Source organism: Actinokineospora globicatena (assembly GCF_024171945.1).
In the GTDB taxonomy this organism is placed as follows: Bacteria; Actinomycetota; Actinomycetes; order Mycobacteriales; family Pseudonocardiaceae; genus Actinokineospora; species Actinokineospora globicatena.
The window spans coordinates 738,426-763,902 of record NZ_JAMTCR010000004.1 but is presented as its reverse complement, the minus strand read 5'-3'; the positions used below and the strand labels follow the sequence as shown (position 1 = coordinate 763,902).

Annotated in this window: 20 protein-coding genes; 8 read left to right on the top strand and 12 right to left on the bottom strand. The window is 72.2% G+C overall.

Annotated features, from left to right (window positions below; all coding sequences use genetic code 11):
• Window positions 1-264: 264 nt before the first annotated feature.
• Entirely contained in the window at window positions 265-912 is a 648-nt protein-coding gene (locus LV79_RS22350) for a DUF2461 family protein (protein WP_253840131.1), read from the top strand.
• 10 nt (window positions 913-922) lie between these two features.
• Here the strand turns inward: LV79_RS22350 and LV79_RS22345 are convergent, their stop codons facing one another.
• The 6 genes from LV79_RS22345 to LV79_RS22320 form a co-directional block, all read right to left on the bottom strand.
• Window positions 923-1,906, bottom strand: a complete 984-nt coding sequence (locus LV79_RS22345; protein ID WP_253840393.1) for a VWA domain-containing protein — start codon at window positions 1,904-1,906, stop codon at window positions 923-925.
• Window positions 1,907-1,908: 2 nt separating this feature from the next.
• Window positions 1,909-2,790: a DUF58 domain-containing protein gene (locus tag LV79_RS22340; protein WP_253840391.1), complete on the bottom strand. Its 882-nt coding sequence runs from the start codon at window positions 2,788-2,790 to the stop codon at window positions 1,909-1,911.
• A gap of 65 nt (window positions 2,791-2,855) precedes the next feature.
• Window positions 2,856-3,914 (bottom strand): AAA family ATPase, encoded by a 1,059-nt coding sequence (locus LV79_RS22335; protein WP_253840130.1) that lies wholly within the window; start codon window positions 3,912-3,914, stop codon window positions 2,856-2,858.
• Between the two features lie 85 nt (window positions 3,915-3,999).
• Window positions 4,000-4,557 (bottom strand): molybdenum cofactor guanylyltransferase, encoded by a 558-nt coding sequence (gene mobA, locus LV79_RS22330; protein ID WP_253840129.1) that lies wholly within the window; start codon window positions 4,555-4,557, stop codon window positions 4,000-4,002.
• A 174-nt stretch (window positions 4,558-4,731) separates the two neighbouring features.
• The gene (locus LV79_RS22325; protein WP_253840128.1) at window positions 4,732-5,931 is read right to left on the bottom strand and encodes an FAD-dependent monooxygenase; all 1,200 of its coding nucleotides are present in this window, start codon (window positions 5,929-5,931) and stop codon (window positions 4,732-4,734) included.
• On the bottom strand, window positions 5,913-6,527 hold the full coding sequence (locus tag LV79_RS22320; protein ID WP_253840127.1) for a PadR family transcriptional regulator: 615 nt from the start codon (window positions 6,525-6,527) through the stop codon (window positions 5,913-5,915). The genes LV79_RS22325 and LV79_RS22320 overlap by 19 nt, the downstream gene beginning before the upstream one ends.
• Before the next feature lie 122 nt (window positions 6,528-6,649).
• On the opposite strand from LV79_RS22320, the gene ligD reads away from it, so the two are divergent.
• The gene (ligD, locus tag LV79_RS22315; RefSeq protein ID WP_253840126.1) at window positions 6,650-7,606 is read left to right on the top strand and encodes a non-homologous end-joining DNA ligase; all 957 of its coding nucleotides are present in this window, start codon (window positions 6,650-6,652) and stop codon (window positions 7,604-7,606) included.
• A gap of 25 nt (window positions 7,607-7,631) precedes the next feature.
• Here ligD and LV79_RS22310 read toward each other — a convergent pair whose 3' ends face one another.
• Together LV79_RS22310 and LV79_RS22305 are read right to left on the bottom strand one after the other, a co-directional pair.
• Complete coding sequence (locus tag LV79_RS22310) at window positions 7,632-10,121, bottom strand: PEP/pyruvate-binding domain-containing protein (protein ID WP_285469914.1); 2,490 nt, start codon at window positions 10,119-10,121, stop codon at window positions 7,632-7,634.
• A 25-nt stretch (window positions 10,122-10,146) separates the two neighbouring features.
• On the bottom strand, window positions 10,147-10,566 hold the full coding sequence (locus tag LV79_RS22305; protein WP_253840125.1) for a pyridoxamine 5'-phosphate oxidase family protein: 420 nt from the start codon (window positions 10,564-10,566) through the stop codon (window positions 10,147-10,149).
• A gap of 176 nt (window positions 10,567-10,742) precedes the next feature.
• Between LV79_RS22305 and LV79_RS22300 the strand changes: the two genes are divergently transcribed.
• A complete protein-coding gene (locus LV79_RS22300; RefSeq protein WP_253840124.1) occupies window positions 10,743-12,764 on the top strand; it encodes a S9 family peptidase in 2,022 nt (673 codons plus the stop codon).
• A 39-nt stretch (window positions 12,765-12,803) separates the two neighbouring features.
• Here LV79_RS22300 and LV79_RS22295 read toward each other — a convergent pair whose 3' ends face one another.
• From LV79_RS22295 to LV79_RS22285, 3 genes are all read right to left on the bottom strand, one after another.
• Window positions 12,804-13,367, bottom strand: a complete 564-nt coding sequence (locus LV79_RS22295; RefSeq protein ID WP_253840123.1) for a GrpB family protein — start codon at window positions 13,365-13,367, stop codon at window positions 12,804-12,806.
• Window positions 13,368-13,878: 511 nt separating this feature from the next.
• On the bottom strand, window positions 13,879-14,775 hold the full coding sequence (locus LV79_RS22290) for a MerR family transcriptional regulator (protein WP_253840122.1): 897 nt from the start codon (window positions 14,773-14,775) through the stop codon (window positions 13,879-13,881).
• Between the two features lie 55 nt (window positions 14,776-14,830).
• Window positions 14,831-15,628, bottom strand: coding sequence for a metallophosphoesterase (locus tag LV79_RS22285; RefSeq protein ID WP_308208956.1), 798 nt, complete (start codon window positions 15,626-15,628; stop codon window positions 14,831-14,833).
• Window positions 15,629-15,842: 214 nt separating this feature from the next.
• Between LV79_RS22285 and LV79_RS22275 the strand changes: the two genes are divergently transcribed.
• Together LV79_RS22275 and LV79_RS22265 are read left to right on the top strand one after the other, a co-directional pair.
• Window positions 15,843-17,411: an ABC-F family ATP-binding cassette domain-containing protein gene (locus LV79_RS22275; protein WP_253840121.1), complete on the top strand. Its 1,569-nt coding sequence runs from the start codon at window positions 15,843-15,845 to the stop codon at window positions 17,409-17,411.
• An 87-nt stretch (window positions 17,412-17,498) separates the two neighbouring features.
• The gene (locus LV79_RS22265; protein WP_308208955.1) at window positions 17,499-18,614 is read left to right on the top strand and encodes a MerR family transcriptional regulator; all 1,116 of its coding nucleotides are present in this window, start codon (window positions 17,499-17,501) and stop codon (window positions 18,612-18,614) included.
• Between the two features lies 1 nt (window position 18,615).
• On the opposite strand, the gene LV79_RS22260 is transcribed toward LV79_RS22265, so the two are convergent.
• Window positions 18,616-19,905, bottom strand: a complete 1,290-nt coding sequence (locus tag LV79_RS22260) for an NlpC/P60 family protein (RefSeq protein WP_372495393.1) — start codon at window positions 19,903-19,905, stop codon at window positions 18,616-18,618.
• A 228-nt stretch (window positions 19,906-20,133) separates the two neighbouring features.
• Between LV79_RS22260 and LV79_RS22255 the strand changes: the two genes are divergently transcribed.
• The 3 genes from LV79_RS22255 to acnA all read left to right on the top strand — a co-directional run bounded on the left by LV79_RS22255 (window position 20,134) and on the right by acnA (window position 25,177).
• Window positions 20,134-20,613 (top strand): hypothetical protein, encoded by a 480-nt coding sequence (locus LV79_RS22255; RefSeq protein ID WP_253840120.1) that lies wholly within the window; start codon window positions 20,134-20,136, stop codon window positions 20,611-20,613.
• Window positions 20,610-22,070, top strand: a complete 1,461-nt coding sequence (locus tag LV79_RS22250; protein WP_253840119.1) for a proline-rich domain-containing protein — start codon at window positions 20,610-20,612, stop codon at window positions 22,068-22,070. The genes LV79_RS22255 and LV79_RS22250 overlap by 4 nt, the downstream gene beginning before the upstream one ends.
• A 287-nt stretch (window positions 22,071-22,357) precedes the next feature.
• The gene (gene acnA, locus LV79_RS22245; RefSeq protein ID WP_253840118.1) at window positions 22,358-25,177 is read left to right on the top strand and encodes an aconitate hydratase AcnA; all 2,820 of its coding nucleotides are present in this window, start codon (window positions 22,358-22,360) and stop codon (window positions 25,175-25,177) included.
• The last annotated feature ends 300 nt before the right edge of the window (window positions 25,178-25,477 follow it).

The following is a 25,477-nucleotide window of genomic DNA, read 5'->3' as shown; positions in this document are numbered from 1 at the left end:
CTATCGGGCGGCGCTGACACGGGGGTGGCCCGGGGCGGACCGGCGGCCCCGGGCAGGGGTGAGCCACGACACAACAACGGCCGGTTCCGTTGTCCTGACTCGATTGGCGCAACGGCAGCGCGGTATTTCCGGTGTCCGGATAGGTCGCTCACCGAGAGACGAGTGCGCCATTACCCGGTCAGCCGAGGCGAATCCGCTATTCGGCACTGTCAGTATTCGATTGGCCACACTTTCGTGGGCGCGCCGCGCGCCTAGAATCGAACCATGCCCCGACGGTTCACCGGGTGGCCGGTGCAGGCGCTCGACGTGTTGCTCAAGCTGGAGGGCGTCCCCACGACCCAGGTGCGCGAGCGGCACCGCGCGGACCGGGAGCGGTTGGTGCGGGCGCCGATGGTGGCCCTGCTCTCGGACCTGGCCGACGCGGACCCGCGCTACGCCGATTTCTCGGTGTGGCACTTCGCGAAGGACCCGTTCTGGTGGCAGCACCAGGGCGCGGTGGTGCGGCTGGCCCGCAACGTGGAGATCGGCCTGCGGTTCGACCTCGACGGTTTACACGTCAAGGGCGCCTGGCACTACCCGGACCCCGGTCAGGTGCGCCAGTTCCGCAGCGCGGTCGCCGAGGACACCAGTGGCGCGCGGCTCGTGGAGATCCTGGCGGCGCTGCCGGAGCAATTCGAGGTGACCGGGGACGTCATGAAACGCGGCCCGCGCGAATACCCGCCGGACCACCCGCGCGCCGAACTCTTGCGCTACCGGTCGTTGGTCGCGACCCGTCCAGTGTGGCCAGAAGACGCGGTGCACACCGCGGACGCCGTCGACCAAGTCCTCACCGTGGCACACGAACTCGATGACCTGCTGTCCTGGCTCGCCCGCCACGTCCAAGTCCCCGCCCCGCGACGGTCCTCGACCTGACCGACGCGCGCTAGGGCAGGCGTTGGCCGAACAGCAGCGACAGCGCGGCGGAGATGAGCGCGGCCAGGGTGCCCAGGATCAGCCACGGTCTGCTGGCGTCGGCTTCCTTGATCTCGTAGCCGATCTGCTCGCCGAGGGTGTCGTAGACCTTGCGGAGCTGGTCGGCGGTGGCGGCCTTGTAGAAGTCGCCGCCCGAGAGCGTGGCTATCTCCTCCATGGCGCCGTCGTCGACGGCCACCGACTGCACCCGGCCCTCGATCTCCACGGTGCCGTCGGCGGTGCCGAAGGAGATGGTGGTGATCGGGATCTTGCGGTCGGCGGCGGCCTTGGCGGCGGTGAACGAGCCGCGCGGGTCTTCCTCGTTCTCGGTCGGGATGGTCTGCTTGCCGTCCGACATCAGCACGATGCGCGCGGGCGGTGGTCCCTCCGGGCCGCCGACGACCTGGGAGAAGCCCTCGATCGACTGCAGCGCCGCGAAGATGGCCTCGCCGGTGGCGGTCGACTGGGCGAGCTTGAGGTTGTCGATCGCCTTGGCCACCCCGCCGCGGTCGGTGGTCGGGGCGACCAGCACGGTGGCGGTGCCCGCGAAGGTGATCAGCCCGAGGTTGACCCCCGGGGTCAGCCCCTGGGCGAACGACTTGGCCGCGACCTGGGCCGCCTTGAGCCGGGTCGGCGCGACGTCGGTGGCCTCCATCGACAGCGAGACGTCGATCACCAGCATCACGGTGGCCCGGTTGCGCGGGACCCGCTGCTCGGCGGTCGGCCCGGCCATCGCGGTGGTCAGCAGCAGCAGCGCCGCGACCAGCACCACCGCGGGCACGTGCCGCCACCGGCTCGGCCCGCTGGAGGCGACCCGCTCGAGCAGTTCGAGGTTGGTGAACCGCAGGGTCCGCCTGCGCCGGGAGCGCTGCACGAGCACGTAGCCCACGACGAGCGCGGCGACGGCGATCAGCAGCAGGAACCACAGCGGCGCGGAGAAGTTGCGCAGGCTCAGGGTCACGCCGCACCCCCGGACCACCGGCGTTTGCGGGCGACGACGAAGCGCACGGTGTCGGCGATCCAATCGGAGTCGGTGCGCAGCACCAGGTGCCCGCTGCCCGCGCGCCGGATCCCGGCGGCCACGGCGGCCCGGTGCTCGGCGGCGGCCGCGGCGAACTCCTTGCGCAGCAACGGGGACGCGGTCACCTCGCGCTGGCGCCCGGTCTCCGGGTCGGCCAGCACGACGGTCCCGACGTCGGGCAGGTCGACGTCGCGCGGGTCGACGACCTCGACCGCGACGAGTTCGTGGCGCAGCGACAGCGCGCGCATCGGGCGCTGCCACTCGGTGGCGCCGAGGAAGTCGGAGATCACCACGGCCAGGCCCCGGCGACGCGGCGGCCTGCGCAGCTGCTCGATGGCCTCCGCGAGGTCACCGCGCACCCCCTCGGTGGCGCGCGGGGTCTCGGCGACCTTGCGCACCAGTCCCCTGGCGTGCGCGAGACCGCCGCGGGCGGGCACCCGGATCATCCGCTCGCCGGTGGAGATCAGCGCGCCGACGCGGTTGCCGCCGCCCCTGGTCAGGTGCGTGATGGCGGCGACGGCGGCGACGGCGAGGTCGCGCTTCTCGCAGCCCGCGGTGCCGAAGTCGAGGCTGGCCGAGAGGTCGACCACCAGCCAGGTCTCCAGTTCGCGGTCGGCGACGGTCTCCCGGATGTGCGGGACCGTGGTGCGCGCGGTGACCGCCCAGTCCATCCGGCGCACGTCGTCGCCGGGCTGGTAGGGGCGCGCCTCGCCGGGTTCGGAGCCGGGCCCGGGGACCAGGCCGAGGTGGTTGCCCTGCAGCAGGCCGTCGAGCCTGCGCCGGACGTCGATCTCCAGCAGCCGCAGCCCGGCCTCCATCCGGTCGCCGCGCAGCACCGGGGGGACCCAGCTGGGCCGGTCGCCGTCGGTGGACCTCTGCTTGCTCACGGCCTGCCGTTCACCCCGGCCGGGGTCGGGTGGCCTGCGGTCGGCTGCTGCGGGCGGGCCGAGACCTGCGGCAGCGGCACCGTCTGCAGCACCCGGGAGATCATGTGGTCGATCGGCACCCCGTCGGCGAGCGCGTCGTAGGACAGCACGAGCCGGTGGCGCAGCACGTCGGGCACCACGTCGACGACGTCCTGGGGCAGCACGTAGTCGCGGCCGCGGACCAGGGCGAGCGCGCGGGAGGCGGCGACGATGCCGAGGCTGGCGCGCGGCGAGGCGCCGTAGGCGATCCAGCCCGCGACGTCGGTGAGGCCGTGCTCGGCCGGGGTGCGGGTCGCGAGCACCAGCCGGACGGTGTAGTCGACCAGCGCGTGGTGCACGAAGACGTTGGCGGCCACCGACTGCAGGCGGCTGAGCTCCTCGGGGGTGAGCACCTGGCTCGGCTCCGGCGGGGTCACACCCATCCGGTAGACGATCTCGCGCTCCTCCTCCACCGTCGGGTACTCGACGATGATCTTGAAGAGGAAGCGGTCGCGCTGGGCCTCGGGCAGCGGGTAGACGCCCTCGTTCTCGATCGGGTTCTGGGTGGCCAGCACCAGGAACGGGGTGGGCATCGGGAAGGTCTTGCCGCCGATGGACACGTGCCGCTCGGCCATCACCTCGAGCATCGCCGACTGCACCTTGGCTGGCGCGCGGTTGATCTCGTCGGCGAGCACGAAGTTGGCCACCACCGGGCCGAGCTCGACGTCGAAGCGCTCGCTGCCCTGGCGGTAGATGCGGGTGCCGAGGATGTCGGCGGGTACCAGGTCCGGGGTGAACTGGACGCGGGAGAAGGACCCGCCGACGACCCTGGCGAAGGTCTCCACCGCGAGGGTCTTGGCCACGCCGGGCACGCCCTCGAGCAGCAGGTGCCCCTTGGCCAGCAGGCCGACCAGCATCCGCTCGACCAGGCGGTCCTGCCCGACGATCACCCGCTTGACCTCGAACACGGTGCGTTCGAGCAGCTGCGCGTCGCGCGCGGGGGTCGTGGGCGCCTCGGCCTGCCCGGGGTCGGTCACCGGCAATCCTCCTCGTGGATCTCGCGACAGACCTCGCGGTCTACCGCGTACAGCCAACCGGACCGCCGGTGTGAGCCCTGTGAACTCACTCTGGGAACGGGGTGCCGGTTCTGGGAACGGGGTCGGCCAGGTCCGACGGCTGGTCGACGTCGCGCGCGCTGCCGTCGACGTCACCGAGGCGGACCGGCGCGAGTCCTGTGAGGACCCTACGCAGTGCGGCGTTGGCGGGCTCGGCGGGCGTCGCCGCCCGGAGAGCGGCGGTCGGCCAGGCGCCGAGCAGCCACTGGTCGCGCCCGTCGGCGTCCACCAGGACGGCTGGTGGTGCCGCGCGCAAGCGGTCGACGGTGGCGCGGGTGAGCGCGGGGAGATCGGCCGCGAGCAGCACGACGACCTCGGCGGTGACGAGGTCGAGCCCGGCTGCCATGCCCGCCACCGGACCGGAGCCGGGTTCGGGCTCGCGGGTCCACCGGACAGGGTGGACGGTCGGGCGCGGTGGGCCGACGACGATGATCTCGTCGGCGTGCGCGACGGCGGAGATCACCCGGTCGAGCAGGGTGCGGCCGCCGACGACGAGCGCGGGCTTGTCCACCCCGCCCATCCGGGCCGCCTTGCCCCCGGCCAGGACCACCGCCGCCCACCGCACCCCGCCGAGCCTAGGCGCTGTCCCGCAAGTCCGGCACGCGCTATCCGCGCCCGCGCGGCCCCTGGCCGCACGGCCGGAAAACCCCAGTACAACCCGGTACGAGTGGCTTCCCGTCCGCGCACCCAGGAACCACGCGGATCACGAATCCCACCCACCGGACTTACAGGACAGCGCCTAGGCGCCGACCCGCTCGTCCCAGTCGATGGTGTGCGCGTGGATGTCGCCGAAGATCCGCTTGGGGGTGAACAGGGTGCGGGTCAGCACCGGGGTCAGCGCGCGGCTGACGGCCCTGGCGACCGGCCCGGCGGCCTTGGTGTTGTTGGTCCGGCGCGCGCCCGCGATGATCTTGTCGGTGCGGGCCCGGCGCAGTCCCTCGTAGGCGGCGAACGCACGTGGCAGGTCCGGCAGGTCGCGCAGGCACCTGGCCAGCTGGACGGCGCTCTCCGCGGTGATCGACGCGCCCTGGCCGGAACTGGGCGACGGGGCGTGCGCGGAGTCGCCGACCAGCACCATCCGGCCGCGGTACCAGTGCCGCACCGCGGGCAGGATCTCCAGCGCGCCGGTGATCTGCAGGTCCCGCGCGCCCGCCAGCACCTGCTCGGCCGGGTGGTCGCCCTCGTGGGCGGCGCGGAGTCGGCGCAGCCAGTCCTCGGCGGGCACCTCGCGGGCCTGCGCGCTCGACATCGCGCCGGGGTGCGGCAGGTTGCTGAACCAGGCCGTGTCGCCCTCGGCCGTGGCCCAGTAGCCGAAGAAGGCGCGCTTGCCCTGGGCGAAGTGCATGACGCCGGGGTCGCCGATGCCCGGGACCGGCGGTCCCCAGCCGCCGAGGCCGAGCAGGCCGACGGGCTCGGGGCCGGGGGCGTCGGGGGCGATCAGCGCGCGGACGGTCGAGCGGATGCCGTCGGCGCCGATCAGCACGTCGGCGGTGGCGGTGGTGCCGTCGGCGAACACGGCGGTGATCGAGTCCTCGTCCTCCTCGACGCCGACCAGCCGCTTGCCGTGCTCGACGGTCGCGCCCAACTCCACGGCGCGGTCGTGCAGCACGCGGTAGAGGTCGGACCGCCACAGCGTGCGGCTGGCGGGGAGGCCGGGCAGCCCGTCGAAGGCGAACACCTTCCGGCCGCGGAAGTCCTCCATGACCATGGTGCTGGTCGGCTGCCCGAGCGCGCCGACCCGCTCCCCCACCCCGACGGCGGCGAACGCGTCGAGCCCGTTGGGCGCGACCATCAGCATCCCGCCGACCCCGTCGGCCGCCCCGGCGTGCGCCTCGAACACCCTCACCGCCACCCCGGCCTGCCTCAGCGCGGCGGCGGTGACCGCTCCCGCGATACCGCCCCCGACGACCAACGCCGTGGCTACTGCTCCCCGCTCCATGGTTTCCCCTCTCCGAACGCGTCCTGCCAGGCGCGGACGTACTCCGGCGCCGTGAGGCCGTCGATGAGGGCGGTGACGAAGCGGCGTTCGGCGTCGAGCAGCGCGAGCCGGTAGTCCTCCTCCACGAGGAACACCCACAGCACGCCCTGCTCCTTGGCCCGCGCGGTGTCGGCCGTGATCTCCGCGGCCTCGCGGTCGAGCGCGACCACCCGGCGCCCGAGCAGCTCGACCGCCTCCGCGGGGTCGAGCACGCCGAGCAGCGACAGCGCGACCCCGAACCTCGGGTACTCGTGCTCGGGTTCGGCGACGAGTTCGCGCATCCAGTCGTAGAGCTCCGCCCTGCCGGTGCCGGTGAGCGCGTAGACGGTGCGCTCGGGCCGGGCCGTGTCCCGCACCGTCTCCTGCTCGGCGATGAACCCGGCCTTGGCCAGCTGCTCCACCACCATGTAGAGCGAGCCCCGGTTGTACTTGATGTTGCGGTCCTTGCCGGTCTCCTTGAGCCTGCGCCCCATCTCGTAGGGGTGCATGGGCTCCAGCAGCAGACCGGAGAGCACCGCGAGCGCCAGCGGGTTGCCCACCGCGCGTCGCTTGGCCACCACGTCCTCATCTCTAGCCGAAACCAACTATCCCGACTCGACTAGTCAGTGTCAACTAATTAGTTCCGGACCACGTCCCGCACAGCCTGGCAGGGGGGCGCCGCGCTGGTTACGTTGTGCCCATGGCGGACGCCCCGGCGGTCGAGATCGAGGTCGGCGAGCACACCGTCCGGGTGTCCAATCCGGACCGGGTGTACTTCCCCGCGCTCGGGGTGACCAAGCTCGACCTGGTCGACTACTACCTCTCGGTGGGCGAGGGCATCGTGCGCGCGCTGCGGGAGCGGCCGTGCATGCTGCACCGCTTCCCCAAGGGCGTCACCGGCGACAAGGTCCACCAGAAGCGCGTCCCGCACGGCGCACCACCGTGGTTGGAGACGGTGCGGCTGCACTTCCCCCGGTACAACCGGCACGCCGACGAGCTGTGCGTCACCAAGCTGGCCGACGTCGCCTGGGCCGTGCAGATGTCGACTGTGGAGTTCCACCCGTGGAACTCCCGCCGCGCCGACACCGAACGGCCCGACGAGTGGCGCATCGACCTCGACCCGATGCCCGAGTGCGGCTTCGACCGGGTCCGCCGGGTCGCCGGGGTGGTCCACGAGGTGCTCGACGAGCTGGGCGCGGTGGGCTGGCCGAAGACGTCCGGCGGCACCGGGCTGCACGTCTACGTGCGCATCGCCCCGGAGTGGTCCTTCACCGACGTCCGCCGCGCGGCCCTGGCCTTCGCCCGCGAGGTCGAGCGGCGCGCCCCGGTCGACGTGACCACCGCGTGGTGGCGCAAGGACCGCGACCCGGCGGCGCTGTTCGTCGACTACAACCAGAACGCCCGCGACCACACGATCGCCTCGGCGTACTCGGTGCGCGGCGTCCCGGAAGCGACTGTGTCCACTCCCCTGCACTGGGACGAGATCAACACCGTCGACCCCCGCGACTGCACCATCGCCACCGTGCCCGCCCGCTTCGCCGAACTAGGCGACCCGCACGCGGGCATAGACGACTCTGTCTACCGCCTCGACACCCTGCTGGAATGGGCAGAACGCGACGAACAAGCAGGCGCCCCCGACCCCGGCGACCCCGAATAGCCCTTCCCGCAACACCTCCAGCGGGCTAGTCGGCGTCGTCGTGCTGGTCGCTGGCACCATCGGGCTCGGGGAGGCGCTCGACTGTGCCCTTGGCTCCGTTGACGCGGATCAGGTCGCCGGTGGCGAGGTGGGTGGTGGCGTTGCCGCAGCCGACGACGGCGGGGATGCCGAGTTCTCGGGCGACGATGGCGGCGTGGGACAGCGGGGCGCCGACGTCGGTGATGATCGCGGCGGCGCGGGGGAACACCGGGGTCCAGCCGACGTTGGTGGACGGTGCGACCAGGATTTCGCTTTGCTTCAGGGCTTCCGCTTCATCCACTGTGGACACGACACGCACGCGGCCGGTGATGATGCCGGGAACGCCGGGGAATCCGGTGATCGTGCCGTCCACTGGTTCGTGGTCGGTCGCTGACCAGGACAGCGGGTCGAACTGGCCGCTGATCAACGTCGGGTAGGGCGGCAGCGAGCGGTAGAGCCGGTAGGCGGCCCTGCGCGCGGGGGCGGCCGCGAGCGGGGTCTCGTCGCCGGTCAGCACCGTGAGGATGTCGTCGATCGGCAGCATGAACAGGTCGTCGCCGTGGCCGGTCAGCTCGCCCGCGCGCACGATGAACGCGCGGAACACCGAGAACGTCCGCACCATCTCTGACCGTGCCCGCTCACGCACCCGACCAGCCTCGGCCGCCTTCTCCAGCGCGCGCCGAATCCCCGGGGCTCGATGCGGGTGCGCGGCGGTGAACCGCTCCCACGCCGCCGCCCGGGCCTCGGACTGCCGGTCGAGCAGGCCGACCGGGTCGCCGAGGGCAGCGAGTTCCCGGTCGAGCCACTCCGGGTCCTCGAACGGGCGCGGGACGGACACCTCGTACTCGTCCGCGCACCGGTGACCCCATTGCCGCGCATAGGTTTCCCGGTCGATCTCCCCGGCCCGCAACCGCGCCAGCCCCACCAGCGGACCGAGGCTGGCGAGATCCTCGTCGGCACTGTGCAGACCGGTGGCCAACACCGCGGCGTCGTCCGGGGCGAGCTTGCGCAGCTGGGCGGCGACCCGCTCCCCCGCCCGCGCCGTCCGCCCACCGGCGTCGAGGATGGCGCAGTCGGTCCGCAGCAGTGAGTCCACATCGGACCGCCACAGCGCCAGCAACTCCCCCGTCCCGGTCACTTTCGCGATCCGCTCGCGCAGCACCGCGCACCGACCGGGCGTGCGGGCCAGCAGTTCGGGCAAGCGCCGCTGGAACTCGCGGCCCTGGCGGACGAACGGGACCATCGCGTCGGCGGCGGCTCGCAGCACGGCCCCGCGAGTCATCGGCAGCGGCGGCACCTCGACATCCCCCGGGATGCGGCCGAACATCCGCCCGACCACACGACGGGCGGGCCTACGCAACCCCAGTGCGCCACCAACGGCCAACGGGACGCTGAGGTTCAGGTAGCAGCGGCCGCCGATGTTGCCCTTGCTCGGGTGCGGCCCCAGGCCCGGCGCGGGCGTGGACCGCACCAGCGACCACGTGGCCGGGGTCATTACGCTCGGGATGGCCTCGCCGATGTTGGCGGAGGTCCACAGGTAGTCGCCGAGCAGCGAGTCGTTCCACACCTCGGCGGCCTGGGTGGTGATCGGCCGGGCCTGCAGCAGGGCGAACCCGTCGGCGTCGCGCGCCCACTCGAGGTCGACCTCGCCGCCGTGCAGCTCGCGCACTCGGGCACCCAGCGCAGCCAACTCCAGGACCTGCCGGGTGTCCAGAGCGGCGGCCCGGCGTAAGGAAGGCGGGACTGGGACATCCTCGGTGCCGGACGCGGTCTGGACGGTCATGACCGCCTTGTCCGCGATCTCCCGGCGCACCTCGGCCCCACCCGCCACGACGTAGGTATCCGCGGTGACCCGCCCACCCACGACGGCCTCGCCCAGCCCCCAAGCGGCGTTGACGACAGTCTCCGATGGGTCGACCGGGTTCGCGGTGAACAGCACCCCGGCCGCGGTCGCCCGCACCATCCGCTGGACGACCACCGCGAGCGCGAGACCGTCCTCGGACACCCCGTGCCGCTCCCGGTAGGCCACCGCCCGGTCGGTCCACAGCGAGGCCCAACACCGGCGGACCGCGTCCAGCACCGCCTCCGCCCCGACCACGCCGAGGAAGCTGTCGTGCTGACCGGCGAAGGACAGGTCCGCGAGGTCTTCAGCGGTGGCCGAGGAGCGCACCGCCACCGGACCGCCGCCGAGCGCGGTGTACGCGTGCTCGACGGCGGTCGCGACGGACGGGGGCATGGCCGAGCGGATGAACGCCGCCGGGTCACCCAGGCGGGTGTCCGGGAACAGGAACGCCCGGTAGGCGGCGGTGGTGATGTGGAACCCCGGCGGCACCGGCAACCCGGCCCTGGCCAGCGCCGCCAGCGACGCGCCCTTGCCGCCGACGGCCGCCAGGTCCGCCGCCGGGTCGCCCAGCGCGAGCACCAGCGGTTCCGGCGGCCGGACCAGCCACAACGGCTCGGGGGCCTGCGGGGATCGCGGTTGCTCGGGGTCGGTCATGGCGACATCGTGGCAGGCGCGCCGATCAGGCCGGGCCGAGGTCCGCGGAGGTCCAGTGCTCGACCTTGAGCCGGAACACCGTCTGCTGGCCCTCCTTCTTCAGGTAGGCCAGGTAGGCGTCGAGCCGCTCGGGGCGCACGTACCGCGACGCCATCTCGCGCAGGTGCTCGTCGGACCCGGGCTCGCCGACCGCGGGGCCCTCCACCGACACGTACCGGATGGTCGGCTCCAGCCGCTCCACGAGCAGCGAGAACCGGCCCGCGCGCTCGATCAGCCCCGCCTTGCGGGAGGTGGCCTTGGTGGTGATCCAGAGCTGGCCACCGCGCTCGTACTTGTACCAGATCGGCACCTGCAGCGGGCCGCGGCCGTCCTCAGCGGCGACGGCGAGGGACCCGATCTGCGGCTCGAGGAGGAACTGCTCACGTTCGTCAAGAGTCAGCGGCATGGTGCCGACCCTACCGGCAATTCACCGACAACCCCGAACCCGCAACGGTTTCCGCCCGATCCGTGCCCTGACCACGCGGTTCAGGGGTCCCCCTACGCACCCGCGCGGGACCGTCCCAGCCGGTGGGCCGAGGACCTGGCGGGCGCGCGAGCGGCCCGGGTTCGGTATAAGGAGACGTGATCTTCGACGACGCCGAGGACCAGCTGCCCGCCGGGCCGCTGGCCGATCTTGACGCCTTCGTGCGGATGCCGCAGGTGGCCGGGCTGTGGCTGTCCCACGACGGGGCCCGGCTGGTCGTCGGGGTCTCGCTGCCCGACGAGTCGGGTACCCGCTACACCCGCTCCCTGTGGGAGGTCGACCCGCGCGGTGAGCGGGCCGCGCGCAGGCTGACCAGGGGCGCGGAGGGCGAGACCGGCGCGGGCTTCACCCCGTCGGGTGATGTGCTGTTCACCTCCACCCGGTCGGAGCCGGGCGCGGACGACGGACTGGCGCTGTGGTCGCTGCCCGCCACCGGGGGCGACCCGGTGCCGCTGGTCCGACCGGGCGGCGGGGTGCGCGGCGTGCTCAGCGGCGCGGACGGGTCCATCGTGTTCGGTTCCGCGCTGCTGCCCTCGGCGGTGGACCTGGAGTCCGACCGGGTGCTGCGCGACGGCCGGGCCGACGCGTGCGTGACCGCGGTGCTGCACGAGGAGTTCCCGATCCGGCACTGGGACCACGACCTGGGGCCGGAGCGCACCCGGTTGCTGGTGCGCGGACCGGGCGGGGTGCGCGACCTGACCGGGCACGTCGGCCGCGCGCTGGGCGAGGAGTGCGGCTGGGACCTCAGCCCGGACGGCCGGACCGTGGTGGCGATGTGGGCGGTCGGCGAGCCGGGCGGGTCGCAGCGGCACACCGTGGTCGCCATCGACGTGGCCACCGGCGCCCGGCGGGTGCTCGCCGACGACCACGACCACGAGTACGAGTCGCCCCGGGTCTCCCCGGACGGCACCCGGGTCGCGCTGGTGGTGCAGCGGCGCAAGTGCCCCGACGACCCCGGCGACCGCTGGCTCGGCGTCGTGCCGCTGGCGGGCGGGCCGGTGGAGGCGCTGACCTCGGCGTGGGACCGGTGGCCGCACACCGCGCGGTGGACCCCGGACGGCACCGCGCTCGTGGTGTCCGCCGACGACCACGGCCGGTCGCCGCTGTGGCTGGTCGACGCGACCACCGGCGAACCGACCAAGCTCACCACCGACGACGCCGCCTACACCGACACCTGCGTCTCCCCCGACGGCCAGTGGCTCTACGCGTTGCGCTCCACGATCGACAGCCCGCCCGTCCCGGTCCGGGTCTCCCTGCCCGGCGGCGTGGTCACCCCGTTGCCCGACCCGGCTGCCGCGCTGGGCATCGCCACCCAGGTGCGCGGCAGGCTGACCGAGGTCACCACGACCGCGTCGGACGGGACGGCGCTGCGGGCGTGGCTGACGCTGCCCGCGACCGCGAGCCCGGAGTCACCGGCGCCGCTGCTGCTGTGGATCCACGGTGGACCGGTGCTCTCGCGCAACAACTGGTCGTGGCGGTGGAACCCGTGGATCGCGGCGGCGCGCGGCTACGCGGTGCTGATGCCCGACCCGGCGCTGTCCACCGGGTACGGCATCGACTTCATCCGGCGCGGCTGGAGCGCGTGGGGCGACACCCCGTACACCGACCTGATGGAGATCACCGACGCCGCGCTGCGCCGCCCCGACCTGGACCCGACCAGGACCGCGGCCATGGGCGGCTCGTTCGGCGGCTACATGGCCAACTGGATCGCCGGGCACACCGACCGCTTCGCCGCCATCGTCACGCACGCCTCGGTGTGGGACCTCGACCACTCCACCGACACCGCCGACATCGCCTACGACTTCCGCCGCGAGATGACCCCGCAGGTCGCCGAGGCCAACTCCCCGCACCACCACGCCGACGCGATCACCACACCGATGCTGGTCATCCACGGCGCCCGCGACTTCCGGGTACCGATCAGCGAGGCCCTGCGCCTGTGGTGGGACCTGTCGGCCCGCTGCGCGGACGGCACCGGCCCGCACCGGTTCCTGTACTTCCCGGACGAGAACCACTTCGTGCTGGCCCCCAACAACGTGCGCATCTGGTACGCCACCGTGCTGGCCTTCCTCGCCGAACACGTACTCGGCGAGGAGTGGCACCGACCAGCGCTGCTCGGCTAGACCGCCCTGACTGCTGGGCCTTGGTCGCTCAGCTGGGTCCTAGTCGTTCGGCTGGGCCCTGGCCATGATGGCGGCGACGACCTCGGTCTTGGCCTCGGCGTAGTCCTGCACGTGCCGCCAGGTCCTGGTGGCCAGGGCGCGCTTGGTCGCGGCGTAGTGGTCGCGGTCGTCGTCGTTGGCGCGCAACCAGTCGCGGAACCGGAGCATGCGGTCGGCCTCGGGGCAGCCGTCGGTGAACACGTGCAGGTTGATGTTGGTGTCCGGCCCCTTGAACAGGCGGTGCTCGAACCAGTCGGGCTCGCGCACCCGCAGGGGGTACCCGGCCGCTTCCATGGCGGGCACGTAGGCGGCCTCGTCGGCGGAGTCGGGGACCAGCAACAGCATGTCGATGATCGGCTTGGCGGCCAACCCGGGGACCGAGGTCGACCCCACGTGCTCCAGGCGCCGCACGACCGGCCCGAGGACAGCGCGGACCCGCTGCTCCTCACCGGCGTAGCGGGCGGGCCACTGAGGGTCGTAGTCGGCGAGCTCGATGGGCGCCGAGTGCGGCCGGACCTCGCCGACGATCACCCGCTGGAGGTCGTCGTCGCTGATGGGGGGCATGGGGAGTGCTCCTTCACGGTGTCGGGACGAAGGCAGCGGGCCAACGTAACACGTGACCCCCGAAAGACCGTCATGGCTTCCCCCGCCCGACGCGGTGTACTGGTCGCACCGGGATCCCCAGCCGCACGAGGAGAGCACCATGCGGCCGCACACCAGAACACTAGGCGCAGTCGCCCTCCTACTGGCGACCCTCCCCATGACGGCGGCCGCCCACCAGGCCACCCCCGCCACCCACACCCCCCACGGCAGCGCCCGCCCCACCCCACCCCCCGTGCTCAGCCCCACCGAGCCCACCCACTGCCCCCTGCTGGACTGACCCCCAGTCCCCAGTGGACCCATCCACAACCCGGCCAGCCATCCACAGGGCCAACTTTCACCCGCGCTCCCACCGCCACGGGCTCGGTAGGCTGTATATCGGGGGCTGCTCAGCTCGGCGTGATCTTGAGCATGATCGACCTACCCCAGCCGGCCACCTCGCGGGTCGGCCAAGTCGACCGACCCGCGAGGGGTGTCAGCCGCGCAGGGCCGCCGCGAACCACTCGAAGGCTGGGACTCTCGGCTCGAACGGGGTGGAGCCGTTGAGGATTCCCAGGAGTTGCCAGTAGCGCTCGACCCGGCGGTCGCTGAAGGTCTCGATGGACTCGGCGAGCCGCAGCCTGTCCTCAGTGGACAACCCGCCCGCGATCCTGGCGAGGATCTCCTGTCCCCGCGGCGATGCCGGGTCGATCCCGGCGGCCTCGGCGGGGGCGGCGTGCTCGACCACCAGTGCCGGGTCGTGGGCGACGGGTGGCGCACCGGCGGCGCCGGTCACCGCCATCTGCCGGACCCGGCGTTGGAAGTCCTCGTCGGCGACGAGGCCCGCGAGTTCCACCCAGGCGTCGACCTGGGCGTCGGTCGGGTCGTCGGGCAGGTCCGCGGGCAGTTGCCGCATGGCCGTCGCGATGCCCGCGCCCGGTGCGCCCTCGTCGACCCCGGCGAAGGTGCGGTCGACGAACTCGTCGATCACGCGCTGCCGCTCCCCCGCCGACAACCTGGCCATCTCGTGCATCAGTCTCATCTCCTCGGTTGTGCTTCCCCGGCGGGCGACCGAGCGCAGGACCGCGCGCCGGACCCGCAACGCCCGGATCTCGGCGTCGATGGCCCTGGCGTGCGCCGCCGCCACGTCGGCGACGGTGACCTGGCGGTGCAGCACGTCGCGCACCGTGTCCAGGTCCAGTCCAAGTTCCCGCAGCGTCCGCACCAGGTCCAGCCGCGCGACCGCCTCGGCGTCGTAGAGCCGGTAGCCCCCGTACGACCGGGTCGTCGGCGGGACCACCCCGCTGTCGGACCAGAAGCGGATCGTGCGCACCGACAACCCGGTGCGCGCGGCCAACTGCCCGATGGTGAACAGCTCGCTCGGATCACCCATGGCAGCAGCGTCCACCCTCCACCGACTGGAGACTCAACCCGATTCGAGTATCGGCCTACTCGACCAACGTGGCACCGGGCAGGACCAACGGGTGCCACCGCTCAGCGCCGGTCCGCCCGTGCCCGGGGTCGACGCCGGTGAACACCCGCCCACCGACGCGCACCCGCACGTGCCGCGCGTCCCAGTCGACCGCCGCGCGCTGTCGCACCCGCCCCGTCACCCGCCACCCCCGATCGGCGAACCGGACCACCGTCGAATGCCCGTGAACCTGGCCGAACGGCACCACACCGGCATACCCCATCCACGGCTCGTGCAGCGCCGCCCCCGATTCCGCCCACAACGGACCCGCCGCCGCGTCCCGCCCGTGGTCACCGACGCGCCAAATCAGGTCCGGCCGCCGATTGAGCACCTCCGCCGCCTGCCCCGCCGACCCGGGCTCCGCCAGCTCCTGCCACCCCGCGAGAGTCAACCCGGCGTGGGTGATCAGCAGCTCGTCCCCCTCAGCCGTGCGCACCGCAGCGGCCACCCGCAGACGCCCGTCCGCCCACCACTGCCGCAGCCGAGTCACACCGTCGTCACCGAGCGGGTCGGCCCAGAACACCTCGCCACCAGGCAAGTACTGCGCCTCATGGTTGCCCGTGAGCTGAATCCACTGCCCCGGCTGGCGTTCCAGAAACCCAGCCACAACGCCAAGCACACCCTGGCTGTCCGGTCCACGATCGACAAGATCACCAACCTGGACCACCACCACCCCCGGCGGCAGCACCCCACCTCCAGCACCAAGGCGCTCCAACGCCCCCCGCAACTGATCCGGGTGTCCCCCGACATCCCCGATGACAGCGACCAGGCCCATTCCCACTCCCCGAAGACGATCGGCAAGACCAGCCTACGGATCGACGAGGGTGACGCGGGTGCACCGGAAAACCGGGTGTGCGGCGCGTGGGCGCCGCCTACCCTGGGCCGGGTGACGCAGCAGCTGTTCTTCCTCTGAGGGGCGACGCCTCCACCGGTGCCCGGCGCACCGGGGTTCGCCCTTCCCTGCTCATCACCTCCGGAGGCACGTCTCCATGTCAGCTGTCCTCGTGCGCGCCGCGCACGTCCGTCTCAGCGATGTCCACGTCTCGTTCGGTGGACGACCCGTGCTCGCCGGTGTCGACCTCGTCGCCGCCGCGGGCGACCGGGTCGCCATCGTCGGCGAGAACGGCCGCGGCAAGACCACTCTGCTCCGGGTGCTCGCCGGTGACCTCCCGGTCGACCGGGGCGAGGTCCACCGCGCGGGCTCGGTCGGTGTCGCCGACCAGCAGATCCGGCTCACCGCGACCGACACCGTCGGTGCCCTGGTCGACCTCGAGCTGACCGCGGCACACGCCGCCCTCGCCCATCTCGATGAGGCCACGGCCGCGCTAGCCGAATCCCGTCCCGGTGCCGACGACTCTTATGCTGCCGCGCTCGCCGAGGTCGAGACTCTCGACGCTTGGGACGCCGAGCGGCGAGTGGAGGTGTCACTGGCCGCGCTGAATGCCATCAACGACCGCTCACGCCCTCTTGGCACTCTCTCAGTCGGGCAGCACCACCGCGTGCGTTTGGCCTGTCTGCTCGGGGCAGGTCATCCCGTCCTGCTGCTAGACGAACCGACGAACCACCTGGACGCGAGCGGCCTCGCGCACCTCACCGAACGACTCCGCGCGCACCCGGGCGTGGTCGTCCTGGTCAGCCACGACCGCGCGCTCCTCGCCGACGTGGCCACGACAGTCGTCGACCTGGACCCCTCCAGCGACGACCGACCCCGCGTCTACGGCGGCGGCTACTCCGCCTACACCGAGGGCCGGCAGGCTGAACGGGCCCGATGGGAGTCGCTGCACGCGGACCAGGTCGCTGAACACCAACGCCTCGCGGATGACCTCGCCGCGGCCCAGAACCGGCTGCGCGACAACTGGCGTCCCGGCAAGGGCCACGGCAGGCACACCCGCGCCACCCGCGCGCCCGGTCTGGTCCGAGCCGTGCACCGGCGCCAAGAGGACCTCGCGGAGCACGTGGTCGCGGTCCCGCGGCCACCGACCCGGTTCACCATGCCAGACCTGCCGCGCCACCCGTCGCCGCTGCGGGCCGCCGCTGTGAGCGTCAAGGGCAGACTGGCGCGCCCGGTGGACCTCACGCTGGCCCCCGGCGATCGGCTGGTGGTGACCGGTCCCAACGGCGCGGGCAAGTCGACCCTCCTGGCCGTCTTGGCAGGCGACCTCACCCCGACCACCGGCACCGTCACGCACGCTCCGCCGGTCCGAATCGGACGGTTGGCCCAGGAGCCCGACCTGCCAGGCGACCGCACCGCGGCGCACTTGTGCGACCAGGTCGAGCCCGGCTTCAGCCCGACCGACCTAGGACTGCTCAGCGCACACGACGCCAACCGCCCCACGGCTGAGCTGTCCGTGGGTACTCGCCGCAGGCTGGACCTGGCACTACTGCTGGCCGCTCACCCGCACGTGCTCCTGCTCGACGAACCCACCAACCACCTCTCCGCCGCCCTCGTCGACGACTTGTCCGCCGCCCTCCAGGTCACCCCGGCCACCGTCGTCATCGCCACCCACGACCGGCAACTCCTCCGCGACACCAGGTCGTGGCCCCGACTCGCGCTCTAGCGCGAACGACGCCCAAACGTCCATTGTGGAGTAGATCGCGCGGGAGGTGCTTGACCCTCACCCGACGTGATGCCCCATGGTCACACCATGGAAGAGCACCTGACCGTGGGGCGAGTGGCCGACCTGGCCGGTATCAGCGTCCGAACGCTGCATCACTACGACGAGATCGGCCTGGCGCGCCCGTCCGCACGGACAAGCGCCGGGTACCGGGCCTACTCACCAAGTGACGTGGAGCGGCTGCGCGAGGTTCTCACCTACCGCCGGTTGGGGTTCGGGCTGCGCGAGATCGCGGACCTAGTCGACGACCCGACGACCGACACGGTCGCGCACCTGCGAAACCTGCGCAGCCTGCTACACGAACAACGCGACCGCACCGCCGCGATGGTCGAGGCGATTGACCGGGAACTGGAGGCAAGGGCGATGGGAATCAGGACGACGCCAGAAGACCAGCTGAAGCCGCTCGGCGCGCGGCTCTACGACGACATCGGACACGCCTACCCGGTCACGCGCCGCACCGAGCCGCGGATCGCCGCGCAGGTCTGGGCCGCGTTGGGGGACGCGCGGACGGTGCTCAACGTCGGCGCGGGTACCGGCTCCTACGAACCGTCCGACCGCGACGTCACCGCGGTCGAGCCGTCGGCGGTGATGCGGGCGCAACGGCCCCCGGACGCGGCGCCGTGCGTGGCCGCGACCGCGGAGAACCTGCCGTTCGCGGACCAGTCCTTCGACGCGGCGATGGCGTTCAGCACCGTGCACCACTGGCGGGACCCGATCGCCGGGCTGCGGGAGTTGCGCCGGGTGGCCAGGCGGGTGGTCGTGTTCACCCACGACGACAGCGACGCGGGGTGGCACCGGCGGTTCTGGCTCAGCCGCGACTACCTGCCCGAGGTCGCCGACCTGGTCACCGGCAGGCCGTCGGTGGACGAGTTGGCCGCCGCGGTCGACGCGCGCATCGAGCCGGTGCTCATCCCGTGGGACTGCGCCGACGGGTTCTTCGAGGCGCACTGGCGCAGGCCCGAGGCCTACCTGGACGAACACGTGCGACGCGCGGTGTCGGTGTGGACGAGGGTCGGGCCGGAAGCCGAACGCCGTGCGGTGACCCAGCTCCGCGAAGACCTCACCACCGGCCGGTGGGCCGAACGCAACCGAGAGCTCATCCACCTGCACGCGGCGGAACTCGGACTGCGCCTGCTCGTGGCCTGAGCTACAGCACCCGGGTCGCGTGCGCCACGATGCCGCCGTAGCGCACGGGCGAGATGCGGACGACGGACCCCGAGTACGGGGCCTCCACCATCTGACCGTCGCCGATGTAGAGGGCCACGTGGTGGATCCGGCCGTCAGTGGACCAGAACAGCATGTCGCCGGGCTGCATCTGCGACAGCGGGACCTGGCGGCCGGACGTGGCCTGGTAACCGCTGTAGTGCGGCAGGGGGACGCCCACACCGGCGAAGGCGTAGATCATCAGGCCGGAGCAGTCGAAGCCGACCTTGGCGAAGTCCCCGTAGGAGTCGGCGACACCACCGTCGCGGATGCCCCGGGTGGGCCCCTTGCTGTTGCCGCCGCCCCAGGCGTACTCGACGCCGAGCTGGGACAGTGCGCGCTCGATCACCGTGCGCGCACGGCCCGCCGAGGGCCCTGCTGTGGGACGGCCGGAAGCCGCCTGGCGCGCGTTCTCCTCGTCCTCCCGCTGCTTGGCCGCGAGCCAGCGCTGGTAGCGCTCCCGCTGGCTCTCCAGTCCCCCGACCTCGGCCTGCGCTTCCTCCAACTGCCGCTCGAAGGAGGTGCGGTCGGCCAACAACTGCCGCGAGCGCGCCAACTGGTCCTGCTGCGCGCGCTGGGCCGTCGCGGTGGCCTCGTCGGCGACGCGCTTGGCCTCCTCGGCCTCGGTCTGTCGCCGCGTGGCGACGTTCAGCGCCGCTCGCGCCCGGGAGTCGGCGTTCGCCTTCTGGGTGCGGGCGCGTTCCATGTTGTCGAGCGCGTCGAGTTCGCTGCCGCTGACGGCGTTGAGCAGGTGCGCGCGGTCCAAGAGGTCCTCTGGGGACTTCGCACCCAGGTACGCGGTCAGCGAGCCGACGGTCGTTCCCTGCTTGTAACTTCCCGCCGCGAAGTCGTCGAGCAACTGCCGTGCGTCACCAACGGCCTTGTCCGCACCGGCGGATTCCCGCCGCGCGGCGTCCGCGTCGGACCGGGCGGCGGTCGCGGCGTCCTCGGCGGCGTGCAGGTCGACCAGGGCCTTGTTGGCGTCCTCCAGCTTCGCCTCGACCTCGGCCTGCAACCGCATCAGCTTGGACTCGGCCTCGGCGAGCTGGTTGGTCAACCGGCCGACCTCGCCCGCCTTCTCCTTGGCCGAGGCGCGGCTGCCCTCGAGCTCGGCGTCGCTGGGGTTGGGCGGCGGCGGGGGCACGGCGGCGGCGACCGCGGTCGTCGTCATCGCCGAGACCAGCGCGACCGAGGTGACCACCAGCCCGAGCGGGAGCGTCCGTCGTACGGCCACCGCTGCCTCCTCCTTGCGCGGGGGCGGTTCGCCCCGCCCAGCTCCTCCCGACTGTGCCACTTGGGACACTCGACAACCAGCCGTACCAGCAGAAACATCGTGCTCGGGGACATCACCCCGGCCAGTATTCGACGCAGCGTGTCGCGCGTCCGTCGAAAGAGGACGGTCGCCCCCACTCGAACGAGGGCGATGTAACCCGACCGGGTCGACAGGTGCGAGCATGGTGCCGTGTCCGAACGGAACTCCCGCGTGCTGACGACCGCGTTGCCCGCCGCCATCACCGCGGTGGGCCTGCTGGCCGTCGCCGTCGGGGTGTTCCTGCCGTGGTTCCGCTCGGGGGCCGTGCTGCGCGACAGCTTCCAGGCGGTCGGGGTGATCACCACGCTCGGTTTCCTTGACGGGACCGCGCTCGAGGTGCTGCTCTACGCCTGGTACGGGGTGGTCCCGGCGATCACGCTGAGCATCGTGTCGTACGCGCTGGGCATGCGCGCGACGGCCGCAACGATCGGGGCGTTCCTGGCGATAGTCACTGGAACCGTTTCGGGTGGGGCGACCGTCGAAAGCAGTGGCGGCGACAGCCCGCTCGGCATCGCGGCGGCCGGACCGACGACCACGCTCATCGGCTCGGCGCTCGCCGTGCTCGGCGCGGTCTTGATCGTGGTGAACGGGCGCAGAGGCGCCAGCAGGATCGCAGGAGGGGAACCGTGACGTATCCACCCGGAGGCGGCGGCCAGTGGCCGCCGAACGACCCGTACCAGCAGCAAGGGGGTCCGGGCAGCGGCGGTTTCCCGGCGCAACCCCACCCCGGCTACCCGCAGACCGGGCCGCAGCAGGCCCAGGGCGGCTTCCCGCAGGGTGGCTTCCCGCAGACCGGCCCGCAGCAGGCGCAGCCGGGCTTCCAGTTCCCGCAGCAGCCCTACGGCGGCGGGCAGTACGGCTACCCGGTGCCGCCGGAGGCGCCGAAGAAGCGCAAGGGCCTGATCATCGGGGTCGTCGTCGCGGTGCTCGCGGTGGCCGCGGGCGCGGGCGTCACCGTGTGGGCGCTCAACCGGGGCAGCACGCAGGCGGGCGCGCAGAGCCCGACCGCCGCGGCGACCAACCTGGTCAACGCCATCGGCAAGGGTGACGTCTTAGGCCTGTTAACCGGGCTGGCCCCGGCCGAGCGGGACCTGATGACGACGCTCAACGCGGAGACGACCAAGGAGCTCAAGCGGCTCAACGTCTACAAGAAGGACGTCGACCCGAACCAGATCAACGGCTTCGAGCTCAAGACCGAGAACCTGCAGTTCGACGAGGGCGGCGCGGAGAAGGTCAACGACCACCTGACCATCACCAAGCTGGTCGGCGGCAAGGTCACCATCTCCTCGGACTCCAGCAAGCTGCCGCTGACCGAGGAGTTCATCGACCTGGCGTTCCCGCGCGGCATGACCGACGCCCCGCAGACGCAGACCTACGACGTGGCCGACCTGGTCAAGGAGAACAAGGGCGAGCCGATCCGGATCGCCACCGTCAAGGTCGACGACGAGTGGTACCCGAGCCTGTTCTACACGATCGCCGACTACGCCCTGGCCAGCGAGAAGCTGGACTGGCCGAAGCAGTCGATCGCCGCGCGCGGTGCCGCCTCCCCCGGTGACGCGGTGCGCGAGCTGGCCGAGGCGTCGGTGAACGCGGACCTGTCGCGGGTCATCGAGCTGCTGCCGCCCGACGAGATGGCCGTGCTGCACGACGTGGGCCCGGTGCTGGTGGAGGCCGCGGGCAAGCAGAAGCCCGCCGAGGTCGAGATCGTCAAGCTGGAGACCGAGACCCAGGACGTCGAGGACGCCACCAAGGTCCTGCTCAAGGAGCTCGAGGTCCGGGCCGAGGGCCAGACGGTCAAGGTCACCAAGGACGGCGAGTGCTACGCCGCCGAGGTCGAGGGCCAGCGCGAGCAGATCTGCGCCGACGACCTGGCCGCCAAGATCGGTGGCCGGTCCATGTCGGCCGACGCCAAGAAGGCGCTGACCAACCTGGTCAAGGGCATGATCGCCAACACCGGTGTGGTCACCACCGAGGTGGACGGCAAGTGGTACGTGAGCCCGATCCGCTCGGTCACCGACCTGCAGATCACCGCGCTCAAGAGCCTGCAGCCCGAGGACATCAAGGCGCTGCTCAAGCTCGCCAAGTAGTCGCACCCGAGCACGACCGCCGCGGCCCGCTCCCGATCTTCGGGGGCGGGCCGCGGCTCGTCGCGCCTCGGTGCGCCGACGGCACCGGCGGTCACCGCCGGGTGGGTGCAGGATGGGGGCTGGATCACACGGATCAGCAGGCCGAGACCCGGCGTGCCCCCTTGAAGGGCTATACAGGACAAGCGTACTGTTTGAAGGGTGAGGCCGTCGCCGCACTCCCCCCGGGGGTGCGCGAGACTCACCGTCGAGTAACCCGGACTGACTTTGCGCCGCCACTGGAGTTGGACGTGACCACACCGAGTAAGGACAGCTTCGGCGCCCGCGCCACGCTGAAGGTCGGGGACGCCTCGTACGAGGTGTTCCGGCTGGACGCGGTGGAGGGTGCCGAGCGCCTGCCGTACAGCCTGAAGATCCTGCTGGAGAACCTGCTGCGCACCGAGGACGGTGCCAACATCACCGCCGAGCACGTGCGCGCCCTGGCCTCCTGGGACCCCACGGCCGCCCCGTCGACGGAGATCCAGTTCACCCCCGGCCGCGTCGTGATGCAGGACTTCACCGGCGTGCCCTGCGTGGTGGACCTGGCCACCATGCGCGAGGCCGTCACCCAGCTCGGCGGTGACCCGGACAAGGTCAACCCGCTGGCGCCCGCCGAGCTGGTCATCGACCACTCGGTCATCGCCGACATCTTCGGCCGCCCGGACGCCTTCGAGCGCAACGTGGACCTGGAGTACGAGCGCAACAAGGAGCGCTACCAGTTCCTGCGCTGGGGCCAGAGCGCGTTCGACGAGTTCAAGGTCGTCCCGCCGGGCACCGGCATCGTGCACCAGGTCAACATCGAGCACCTCGCGCGCGTCGTGATGGTCCGCAACGGGCAGGCCTACCCGGACACCCTGGTCGGCACCGACTCGCACACCACCATGGTCAACGGCCTCGGCGTGCTGGGCTGGGGCGTCGGCGGCATCGAGGCCGAGGCCGCCATGCTGGGCCAGCCGGTGTCGATGCTGATCCCGCGCGTGGTCGGCTTCAAGCTGCACGGCGAGCTGCCCGCGGGCGCCACCGCGACCGACCTGGTGCTGACCATCACCGAGATGCTGCGCAAGCAGGGCGTGGTCGGCAAGTTCGTCGAGTTCTACGGCTCCGGCGTGACCGCGGTCCCGCTGGCCAACCGGGCCACCATCGGCAACATGAGCCCGGAGTTCGGCTCGACCGCGGCGATCTTCCCGATCGACGCCGAGACCATCGAGTACCTGCGCTTCACCGGCCGCTCCGCGGAGCAGGTGGCGCTGGTCGAGGCCTACGCCAAGGAGCAGGGCCTCTGGCACGACCCGTCGATCGAGCCGGTCTTCTCCGAGACGCTGGAGCTGGACCTGGCGACCGTGGTGCCCTCCATCGCGGGCCCCAAGCGGCCGCAGGACCGCATCGAGCTCTCCGCCGCCCGGGAGTCGTTCCGGGCCGCCCTGGGCAGCTACACGACCGACGTGGCCACCTCCGCGGTCGACGAGGCGGGCCAGGAGTCCTTCCCGGCCAGCGACGCCCCCGCGGTGAGCAGCGGCAACGGCTCGGGCGCGCCGGTCGAGCAGCACTCGGCGGCGCGCGGCGCGCAGGGCAGGGCGAGCAAGCCGACCAAGGTGACCCTCGACGGCGTGGAGTTCGAGCTCGACCACGGCGCGGTGGCCATCGCGGCCATCACCTCGTGCACCAACACATCGAACCCGTCGGTGATGATCGGCGCGGCGCTGCTGGCGAAGAAGGCCGTCGAGCGCGGCCTGTCCCGCAAGCCGTGGGTGAAGACCACCCTGGCGCCGGGGTCCAAGGTCGTCATGGACTACTACGACCGCGCGGGCCTGACCCCGTACCTGGACAAGCTGGGCTTCAACCTGGTCGGCTACGGCTGCACCACCTGCATCGGCAACTCCGGCCCGCTGCAGGACGAGATCTCCGCGGGCGTGCAGTCCGCGGACCTCGCGGTCGTCTCGGTGCTCTCCGGCAACCGGAACTTCGAGGGCCGGATCAACCCGGACATCAAGATGAACTACCTGGCGTCCCCGCCGCTGGTGGTGGCCTACGCGCTGGCCGGGTCGATGGACATCGACATCACCACCGAGCCGCTGGGCACGGGCTCCGACGGCGAGCCGGTGTTCTTGAACGACATCTGGCCGTCGCCGCAGGAGATCGCCGATGTGATCGCCTCCGCGCTGTCGGCGGAGAGCTTCGCCAGCAGCTACGCCGACGTGTTCGCGGGCGACGAGCGGTGGCAGTCGCTGCCGACGCCGACCGGCAACGTGTTCGAGTGGGACCCGAAGTCGACCTACGTGCGCAAGCCCCCGTACTTCGAGGGCATGGAGATGACCCCGGCGCCGGTCACCGACATCCGGGGCGCCCGCGTCCTGGCGCTGCTGGGCGACTCGGTCACCACCGACCACATCTCCCCCGCCGGTGCCATCAAGCAGGACACCCCCGCGGGCAAGTACCTCACCGAGCACGGCGTGGAGCGCAAGGACTTCAACTCCTACGGCTCCCGGCGCGGCAACCACGAGGTGATGATCCGCGGCACCTTCGCCAACATCCGGCTGCGCAACCTGCTGCTGGCGGGCGAGAACGACGGCCAGGGCGTGCAGGGCGGCTACACCCGCGACTTCACCAGGGGTGGCGAGCAGGCGTTCATCTACGACGCCGCGCAGAACTACGCCGCCGAGCAGACCCCGCTGGTCGTCCTGGCGGGCAAGGAGTACGGCTCGGGCTCGTCGCGCGACTGGGCGGCCAAGGGCACCTCGCTGCTGGGCGTGCGGGTGGTCATCGCCGAGTCGTTCGAGCGCATCCACCGCTCGAACCTGATCGGCATGGGCGTGCTCCCGCTGCAGTTCCCCGAGGGCGAGACCGCCGAGTCCCTCGGCCTCGACGGCACCGAGCTGTTCCTGGTCACGGGCGTCACCGCGCTCAACGAGGGCAAGACCCCGAGCACGGTCCGCGTCTCCGCGGCCCGCGACGGCAGCTCCACCACCGTCGACTTCGACGCCGTCGTCCGCATCGACACCCCCGGCGAGGCCGACTACTACCGCAACGGCGGCATCATGCAGTACGTGCTGCGCAAGATGGTCACCAGCTGACCCTGCTCCACGCTCTCCCCGGCGGGGGTCGCCTACGGGCGGCCCCCGCCGTCGTCCGCACTAGGCTTGATCACCCTTGACCTCCTGGGGGTGGCGTGACGGACAACAGCGGACTCGACGACGCCGAGTGGAACGGCGCCAGGGCCGGGTTGCGGCAGTTGCTGCTGGAGGCGCTGGGCCGCTGGAACGCCGTGGAGCTCCTGCGGGGCACCGAGGTGACCGGGTACGACCTGGTGGCGGACCTGGAGCGGGATCCGGCGCTGCTGGCCAGGGTGCGCGCCGCGCAGGAGCAGGAGGGTC

Bases quoted from the DNA above. Each gene is read 5' to 3' on its own strand.
- LV79_RS22305 (WP_253840125.1), bottom strand. From the start codon at position 10,566: ATGCCGCTGACTCTTGACGAACGTGAGCAGTTCCTCCTCGAGCCGCAG.
- LV79_RS22290 (WP_253840122.1), bottom strand. From the start codon at position 14,775: ATGGGTGATCCGAGCGAGCTGTTCACCATCGGGCAGTTGGCCGCGCGC.
- LV79_RS22310 (WP_285469914.1), bottom strand. From the start codon at position 10,121: ATGACCGACCCCGAGCAACCGCGATCCCCGCAGGCCCCCGAGCCGTTG.
- LV79_RS22350 (WP_253840131.1), top strand. From the start codon at position 265: ATGCCCCGACGGTTCACCGGGTGGCCGGTGCAGGCGCTCGACGTGTTG.
- LV79_RS22340 (WP_253840391.1), bottom strand. From the start codon at position 2,790: ATGGAGGCCGGGCTGCGGCTGCTGGAGATCGACGTCCGGCGCAGGCTC.
- LV79_RS22275 (WP_253840121.1), top strand. From the start codon at position 15,843: ATGTCAGCTGTCCTCGTGCGCGCCGCGCACGTCCGTCTCAGCGATGTC.
- ligD (WP_253840126.1), top strand. From the start codon at position 6,650: ATGGCGGACGCCCCGGCGGTCGAGATCGAGGTCGGCGAGCACACCGTC.
- LV79_RS22285 (WP_308208956.1), bottom strand. From the start codon at position 15,628: ATGGGCCTGGTCGCTGTCATCGGGGATGTCGGGGGACACCCGGATCAG.
- LV79_RS22325 (WP_253840128.1), bottom strand. From the start codon at position 5,931: ATGGAGCGGGGAGCAGTAGCCACGGCGTTGGTCGTCGGGGGCGGTATC.
- LV79_RS22295 (WP_253840123.1), bottom strand. From the start codon at position 13,367: ATGCCCCCCATCAGCGACGACGACCTCCAGCGGGTGATCGTCGGCGAG.
- LV79_RS22265 (WP_308208955.1), top strand. From the start codon at position 17,499: ATGGAAGAGCACCTGACCGTGGGGCGAGTGGCCGACCTGGCCGGTATC.